At 43.6% G+C, this 7,284-nt stretch carries 8 protein-coding genes; 5 read left to right on the top strand and 3 right to left on the bottom strand.

The genetic code is table 11. The annotated features are described in order from the left end of the window. Nucleotides 1-4 precede the first annotated feature (4 nt). Nucleotides 5-628: a class I SAM-dependent methyltransferase gene (locus tag EX191_RS18935; RefSeq protein WP_005397716.1), complete on the top strand. Its 624-nt coding sequence runs from the start codon at nt 5-7 to the stop codon at nt 626-628. A 526-nt stretch (nt 629-1,154) separates the two neighbouring features. Here the strand turns inward: EX191_RS18935 and EX191_RS18940 are convergent. After that, nucleotides 1,155-1,703: an ATPase gene (locus EX191_RS18940; RefSeq protein WP_193448275.1), complete on the bottom strand. Its 549-nt coding sequence runs from the start codon at nt 1,701-1,703 to the stop codon at nt 1,155-1,157. 103 nt (nt 1,704-1,806) lie between these two features. Here EX191_RS18940 and EX191_RS18945 point away from each other — a divergent pair, with 103 nt between their 5' ends. From EX191_RS18945 to secF, 4 genes are all read left to right on the top strand, one after another. Then, nucleotides 1,807-2,475: an SH3 domain-containing protein gene (locus EX191_RS18945; protein WP_193448276.1), complete on the top strand. Its 669-nt coding sequence runs from the start codon at nt 1,807-1,809 to the stop codon at nt 2,473-2,475. Nucleotides 2,476-2,600: 125 nt separating this feature from the next. Continuing rightward, nucleotides 2,601-3,080, top strand: a complete 480-nt coding sequence (locus EX191_RS18950) for a hypothetical protein (protein ID WP_193448277.1) — start codon at nt 2,601-2,603, stop codon at nt 3,078-3,080. Between the two features lie 165 nt (nt 3,081-3,245). Further along, nucleotides 3,246-5,084 carry a protein translocase subunit SecD gene (gene secD / locus EX191_RS18955; RefSeq protein ID WP_193448278.1) on the top strand — a complete coding sequence of 613 codons (1,839 nt, stop codon included), beginning with the start codon at nt 3,246-3,248 and terminating at the stop codon, nt 5,082-5,084. A gap of 2 nt (nt 5,085-5,086) precedes the next feature. Beyond that, nucleotides 5,087-5,989 carry a protein translocase subunit SecF gene (gene secF / locus EX191_RS18960; RefSeq protein ID WP_005397711.1) on the top strand — a complete coding sequence of 301 codons (903 nt, stop codon included), beginning with the start codon at nt 5,087-5,089 and terminating at the stop codon, nt 5,987-5,989. 62 nt (nt 5,990-6,051) lie between these two features. Here secF and EX191_RS18965 read toward each other — a convergent pair whose 3' ends face one another. Continuing rightward, a complete protein-coding gene (locus EX191_RS18965) occupies nt 6,052-6,318 on the bottom strand; it encodes a hypothetical protein (RefSeq protein WP_012842361.1) in 267 nt (88 codons plus the stop codon). Between the two features lie 16 nt (nt 6,319-6,334). After that, nucleotides 6,335-6,955, bottom strand: a complete 621-nt coding sequence (locus EX191_RS18970) for a LysE family translocator (RefSeq protein WP_041853084.1) — start codon at nt 6,953-6,955, stop codon at nt 6,335-6,337. Between the last annotated feature and the right edge of the window lie 329 nt (nt 6,956-7,284).

A 7,284-nucleotide genomic window follows, 5' to 3' on the forward strand; every position in this document is an offset into this window, starting at 1 on the left:
AAAGATGAAATTTCTCGATAGACTTAAGATTGCTCACTATCACCGAAAACGATACCGACAGTTCGGTACAGACAGAGCGCGAACGCTGGGATGGAGAGATAAGTACAGCCAAATCAGTCGATTTGAAGCTTTGTGCCGTGGGTTAACGTTAGACGGTTCAAGTCTTTTAGATATTGGGTGCGGCTACGGAGACTTATTAGCGTTTATTGAGTTCAACAATCTGCGCCCCCAAAGTTATATTGGCATTGATCAGCAAAAACAGTTTATCTCTGAGGCCAGAAAGCGGGACTTTCGTACTCAAAGTGAGTTCGTATGCGGTGACTTTTCAACGTTGGTATTGCCCCGTAGTGATTATGTCTTTGCTTCTGGATCATTGAACTATCAATCCGCGAATCCAAATCATACCATTGAGATGATCGAGAAAATGTACCGGGCAGCAGAGAAAGGGTGCGTGTTTAACTTATTGGATGAAGAAAAGCTGCCGAGCATGAGAATGCTCGCATCGCATAATAAAGTTGGGGTGTTACGCTATTGCCGATGGCTATGTCCAGACGCACAATTGATCGAGGGTTATTCCGATCACGACTTTACGATCGCGATGATCAAAAAAGCGGAATCAGTTTCCTGACTCCGCCTTATAAATTCTTAAGCCTTATTGGTGCTTGTATTGTGAGATTTCACAGTTACCTGTGTATCTATCAACCTTGAATGAGAACGCAGCTGAATGGTATTCCCTCCCATCACTCCAAATTGTTTCTCCGAAAATTTTACAAAGGTCCAAATCGCTGATTGAACCAAACTCTTTTACGTGCCTAACTACTGACAAAAACTTGGCTTTGGTAGCATTAGGACAGTCCCTTTTACTTAATCGATTGATAACCATGGTTGTAGCATCATCTCCAGCCAAATGTGACTTTTTATTAAATTTTATTAATGGGTAAATTAACCAAAAATTGGCCATAAGTAAAGCATTATTGTGACGTATGTCTCTATAAGTTGCCTCTCTTGGTCATGGTTTAGTCAAGTTTGTAAAAGGGAACAGTCCCATTTTTTACATATAACGTTGGGATCACTAGAAGAGGGAATTAAAGCACGAATAACGTCCAATATTGGAGTGAAAACCCGACATCGTCTTTTCAAAACGGGCTCGATTTTTACCTCGAAACATCTTGAGCGTATTGAAGCGATCTCGCTTCTTTATCATAGAGTTGAGCTAGTGCTTGGTACTGTGAAGAAAGGCGTTTGTAATCCTCGGTAAGTTGCAAAGCGTTGGTGTTATACCACTCCGCAGTGATTTGATTGGCAGTTTCGTTTGGCTCACGGCACTTTTGGGCAAGTTTCTTCCATCCATTTGCTGACCATTGAGATTGTGTGCTCAATTTAATCAACTCATTAGCTTTAGTCGTGAGTTCTTCTTTATATTGAATGGAGGCTTTTAATTGAGTTTTGAACGCATTTTGGTTCGAGCGGGCGCGCCAAAGTAACACGAGTTCATGTAGGGAAAAGGTTTGGGACAATAACTGACGCTGCTTATGTTCGGCTAAAAGTGCATTGAATACCTCAACATGCTTATTGTAATTGGACTCTAAACGATTGAATTGGGTAAGATTGTCATTCCACGACGATGGGTTACATTGAATATTGGCGTGCCCCATAATGGGGAACAGAAGAAACAACAGTATCCAATTGAGTTTGTTGATCATTATTGCTCGCGTTAGTTGACCGACCCTTTTGAGTATATACCCAAATTTCCGCGACATGCGTGTTGCCGGTGAGATAAGAACAAAGAATGAAAAGGAAAAGTACATGAAGAAAATTCTCATCGCATTGATTGTCATACTGTTGCTCGGTGGGGCGGGTGCTGGATACTATTTCTTCTTTATGCAGAAAGATGAACCTGAGGCGCCAAACGCTGTGCAAGTGGAGCAAGCGCCAGTGGAAGAAGAAATATCCAAACCGATTCTGGATTTAGAAACTGCCCCTCCTGAAGTGACCGAATACTATGTCATTGAGCGTCGAATCAATGTTTACAATAAGCCAAATGCTAATGCTTTGGTTGTCGATACGCTCTATAAGGGAGAAAAAGTATCGGTGTTAGAAAAAGTGGATGGTTGGTATCGAATCTCTGGTTACCTTGTTTATGAAGAGGGCGGTGAAGAAAAAGCTGAGTGGTTGAATGCTGAAGGATTATCTGATGCAGAGCCAGTTATTAAAGAACAAGAGCGTTTAGAAATACTGGATGGATATTTGCAGAAGTCGGATGATTTAAAAGTTCACTTGGACATCTTCCGCAAGAAAACACAGCAATTGTTAGACGATGAAACCTGTGATCCGAGTGATTTTGAAGAGCTCGGTGGCTGGGTTCGTTCGGTTACTTATGACAAGAGCAATGTGTACTTCATTTATTGTGGTGGTTTGGAGCAAGAGAACAAAATCTATTTAGATGTCGATAAAGGCGATATCTTTTACCGCTAACAGAGCGCCTTTAGTTTAAAGCCTCTAGAGATTTATAACTTTTTAGTTGTGAACCATAATTAATAGGAATACTATCATCGAGTCGAGTGAAAAAACTCGACTCGTTTTGTTTTTAGTGAGTTCTTATGTCTCAGATTTGCTTGAAAAAATTGCTTTTTATGCTGCTTGCGATGGTGTTGCTACCAGCGCATGTTTTTGCTGCGCAAATCGATCAGAAAGCTCATTTACCTTACTTTTCTAAGCTGCAACCATTTGTTGCGAGTATTGCTTTTGCAAATACCTCAATCGATTTTTCTGAAGTCTCAGAAGAAACGACGCAGTCTCCGATTTCTGAAAGTCACGCAAGACTCGATACGCTAGCCCTATTTAACACTCAACGTTGGGTTTCTCACTTACGTGAAGGCCTTGATGATGAGCATGTTGACGTTGTTGGTGACCTAAACACGCCTTTCTATGCTGACGCAGGTTATGCCTACAGCCTGATGGATATCAATTGGCGTCAAAACCAGAACACTTTTTATCATTTCACAAGCGATCATCGCATTTCTGGTTGGAAAGAGACCAACGCAATGTACGTCGCACTCAATAGTCAATTTTCTGCCTAAACACCATCTATTTGCACCATTGTGCACTCTTAACACGACGATTGTATTCAACAGGGCGTAACCGTCCTGAGCATTTCATACCCTGAATTTTTTTCTGGGGGCATCTGTCGTGTGTTAAGCCTTGTTATTAAAAGCTTCACTTTGTAGTGAAGGGATGATGTTTACATGAAAAAAACACCAAAGCAGCAAAAGAACAGAAAGCTGATGAATCACTATTCAGCTTGGAAATATGTCGTATTAATCACGACGGTCATTATCTTAACGTTAAGCGCGATTCCGACTTGGTTCGGTGAGCAACCATCGATCCAGCTAACGTTTTCAAACCAAAACAGCAGTGAAATGTCGGTTGTTCAGTTGAATCAACTACTGAAAACCAATCACATCTCAGCAGACAAAATCATCGAAAAAGATGGCAAAACGACCATAGTATTCGATGATGAAAATGCGCAAAGCAAAGCTCGTGCGTTACTAAACAATGAGCTAAATAAAGAAGGCAGCATTACCTTCTCATATGTGTCTGTTGCTCCAGAGTGGCTGAATGAGATGGGGTTTAGCCCAATCAAACTCGGTCTTGACCTTCGCGGTGGGGTACAGTTCCTCTTGAATGTTGACGTAAATAAAGCATTTGAGGAGCAACGTAATGCTTTGATCGATGAGATCAAAGCAAGCCTGCGAGATCAGCGCGTGCGTGGTGTACAAATTCGCGCAGAAAGTGGTAACCGCATTGCGATAAACAGTGAGAGTGATACCGCCCTAGCTGAAGTAAACAAATTCTTGCGTCAAAACTATCCAGGTTGGGTGGTGAAAAGCTCGTCTCGCGGTTTTGTTCTTGAGCCAAGTGAGCAGAATATTCAAGAGTTCCAATCAACGACATTGCAACAAAACTTGAAGATTATGCGTGGTCGTATTGAAGAGCTAGGTATTACGGAAGCATTAGTTCAGCGTCAGGGTAAAGACAGCATTCGTATTGAGCTCCCAGGTGTACAAGACCCAGCACAAGCGAAAAACGTTATTGGTGCCACTGCGAGTTTGGCATTCTACGAAGTGAAAGATGCAGGCCAAGCGCGAAGCGGCCAAGATCTTGTACTGAAAGATAACGATGGCCGAACTGTTGTTCTAGAGAAACGACCAGTCCTAACGGGTGAGCACATTGTTAACGCTCGTGCAGGCGTCGACAATATGGGTATGTCAGAAGTTAACATCTCGCTTGACCACGCGGGCGGTAAAAAGATGAGTGATTTCTCTGCAACGCATATTGGCAAGCCAATGGCGACGGTTTATCGCGAATACAAGACAAACGATCGTGGCGTAACAGAGCGCAGCGAGCGCGTTATCAGCGTTGCGACTATTCAATCTCAACTTGGTAGCCAGTTCCGTATTACCGGCGCTGGCAGCATGGACGAAGCGCAGCAGTTAGCGCTATTACTTCGTGCGGGTTCGCTAACAGCCCCGGTTACTATCGTAGAGGAGCGTACTATTGGTGCTTCTTTGGGGGCTGAAAACATTGAAAATGGTTTTGCGGCACTTGCTTTGGGTATGGGTTTAACACTGACCTTTATGGCCCTTTGGTACCGCCGCTTAGGTTGGGTGGCGAACGTGGCGCTTTGTGCCAACATGCTTTGTTTGCTTGGCTTAATTGCCTTGTTACCAGGTGCGGTGCTAACGCTTCCAGGTATTGCAGGGTTGGTGTTAACCGTTGGTATGGCAGTGGACACCAACGTTATTATCTTCGAACGTATTAAGGACAAAATGCGTGAAGGCCGCAGTTTCGCTCAAGCGATTGATCTGGGCTTTGATAGCGCGTTCTCGACCATTCTTGATGCCAACATTACTACCATGATCACCGCCGTGATTTTATACGCCATCGGTAACGGTCCAATCCAAGGCTTTGCCTTAACACTCGGATTAGGTTTGTTAACCAGTATGTTTACAGGCGTATTTGCCTCTCGAGCAATGATCAATTTAATTTGGGGCCGAGATGCCCGTCGTGATGTGAGGGTTTAATCATGGTCGAAATGCTAAAACAAAATATTCGTAAAATTCGCCACTTTACTACGCTAGTTTCTATCGTTTTGACGGTGATCGCACTTGGTGCTCTGGGCTTTAAAGGGTTGAACCTAGGCTTGGATTTTACTGGTGGTATGGTGACAGAAGTGAAAGTCGATAAGTCGTTAACCAACCACGATCTGCTTGATGCACTACAACCAAAACTTGGTGAATCAACCTCTGTCACCCGCACAGGTGAAGATGGTCGTTGGCTCATTCGCTACTCCGCCCCTGAAGAAGGGCAAACTCTGCCAAGTGTGGAAGAGGTATTAAAGCCAGTTTCACATCAAGTTGATGTCGTCAGCAACAGTATTGTTGGTGCTCAAGTTGGCCAGGATTTGTTTGACCAAGGCGGTTTAGCACTATTGATTTGTGTGCTGAGCATCCTTGGTTACTTGTGTTTCCGTTTTGAATGGCGCTTAGCGAGTGGCTCTGTATTTGCTCTGGCTCATGACGTAATTGTCGTCCTCGGCTTCTTCGCCGTTACCCAAATGGAATTCAACTTAACGGTTTTTGCTGCCGTATTGGCAATTTTAGGCTACTCATTGAATGATTCGATCATCATTTCAGATCGAATTCGTGAGCTACTGATCGCGAAACAAAGTTGGAAAATGGAAGACATCAATGACCAGGCTGTCATCGCGACGTTCTCTAGAACGATGGTGACTTCAGGCACAACACTGATTACTGTTGGTGCACTATGGATTATGGGGGGAGCACCGCTAGCGGGTTTCTCAACAGCGATGTTTATTGGTGTGCTATCAGGTACATGGTCTTCCATTTCCATTGGTACCGTATTACCTGAACTGTTCAAGCTCGAACCGAAGCATTACTTGCCTGTTGAGATTGATACCGCGCCGTAATACGAGGTGCTGAAGGTAAAAAGTGCTTGCGCCACTCAGTTTGAGTGGCGTTTTACTTTGTGCTATTTCACACGCATCAGGCGGTGTTTGACGTGACCTAAATCGAACTCAATGATTTGAGAGCGCTTCATCGATTCAACCAGGCGCAGCATGGATGTGTGATAACCTTTCTTTTTCATCCATTGCAATGGCTCGGAAAAGCTGTCTTCGTTTACAACGTAAGATTCGCCTTTGTGTTCTCCAGCATAAACGTTTACGACCCAAACCCGGGCCTGAAAATCTAATACTTCACTTATGTTTCGCGTAATTTTTCTTAGGATATTTTTCATCATTTCCAGCGTTGCTTTAGCTCAGTAATAGCCAAACACCAACCCCCATCATTAAAGTGCCCGCGATACGGTTCATCAGGCGCACATTCTTTGATTGACCCAACACGCGTTTCAGTCCTTTACCACCCGTGGCATACAGAGACATACAAATGAACTCAAAAAGAAGAATGATGGAGACAAGCACGATCAGCTGTGGAGCAAGAGCCGCATTTTGATCGATAAAAGGCGGCAGCAGAGAAATCATAAATGCCCAGCCTTTTGGGTTTGCGATAGCGGTAACGAAGCCTTGCATGATGAGCGCGACATTACCACTTCTGGGTGTCTCCAAATTATCGACATTTATTGCTAACTTACCTCGAGATCGCCACATTTCTACACCAAGATAGAGTAAGTAGCCGCCACCAATAAACTTTAGTGCGATAAACATCCAAGGATAGTTGAGCATGATCGCTGCGATCCCTAGTACTGCCGAGACTGAAACCAGCGCGACACCGACGAGTTCACCAATCATCATCCATAATGTGCGGCGATAACCGATACTCATTCCTAGCGTTAAGGCGAGCGTCATGCACATTCCTGGTGTAATTGAGACAAAAAAGAAGGTAGGGATGAACATACTGAGCAATGCAAGATTCATGTTTGTTGATAACTAAGTGATTTGATAGAAGCCACAAAGATAGTGCAAATTGATAAAGGATACTATCCCCAAATATCCCCAAATAACCTCAAGGTGCTAGGTTCAGCGAGAATGACTTGGCTCACAGGCACGGCAACGATTTGAAGATCTAGTGGTTCTAAATCAAAAATCGTTAACAAAGGCTGTGGGATAAGGCAACTCGCCCTGCGGAGCATGTCACTGACACGATTTCTGCATCTTGACGTCATTTGGGCTGTCTCTTATACACATCTGAAAAAAAAAAAAAAAACAACAGAATAAAAAAAAAAAAAGTGACAAATGACTATACA

The sequence above is a fragment of the Vibrio chemaguriensis genome, assembly GCF_012275705.1.
In the GTDB taxonomy this organism is placed as follows: domain Bacteria; phylum Pseudomonadota; class Gammaproteobacteria; order Enterobacterales; family Vibrionaceae; genus Vibrio; species Vibrio diabolicus.

Bases quoted from the DNA above. Each gene is read 5' to 3' on its own strand.
- EX191_RS18965 (WP_012842361.1), bottom strand. From the start codon at position 6,318: ATGAAAAATATCCTAAGAAAAATTACGCGAAACATAAGTGAAGTATTA.
- EX191_RS18950 (WP_193448277.1), top strand. From the start codon at position 2,601: ATGTCTCAGATTTGCTTGAAAAAATTGCTTTTTATGCTGCTTGCGATG.
- EX191_RS18945 (WP_193448276.1), top strand. From the start codon at position 1,807: ATGAAGAAAATTCTCATCGCATTGATTGTCATACTGTTGCTCGGTGGG.
- EX191_RS18940 (WP_193448275.1), bottom strand. From the start codon at position 1,703: ATGATCAACAAACTCAATTGGATACTGTTGTTTCTTCTGTTCCCCATT.
- secD (WP_193448278.1), top strand. From the start codon at position 3,246: ATGAAAAAAACACCAAAGCAGCAAAAGAACAGAAAGCTGATGAATCAC.
- EX191_RS18970 (WP_041853084.1), bottom strand. From the start codon at position 6,955: ATGAATCTTGCATTGCTCAGTATGTTCATCCCTACCTTCTTTTTTGTC.
- secF (WP_005397711.1), top strand. From the start codon at position 5,087: ATGGTCGAAATGCTAAAACAAAATATTCGTAAAATTCGCCACTTTACT.
- EX191_RS18935 (WP_005397716.1), top strand. From the start codon at position 5: ATGAAATTTCTCGATAGACTTAAGATTGCTCACTATCACCGAAAACGA.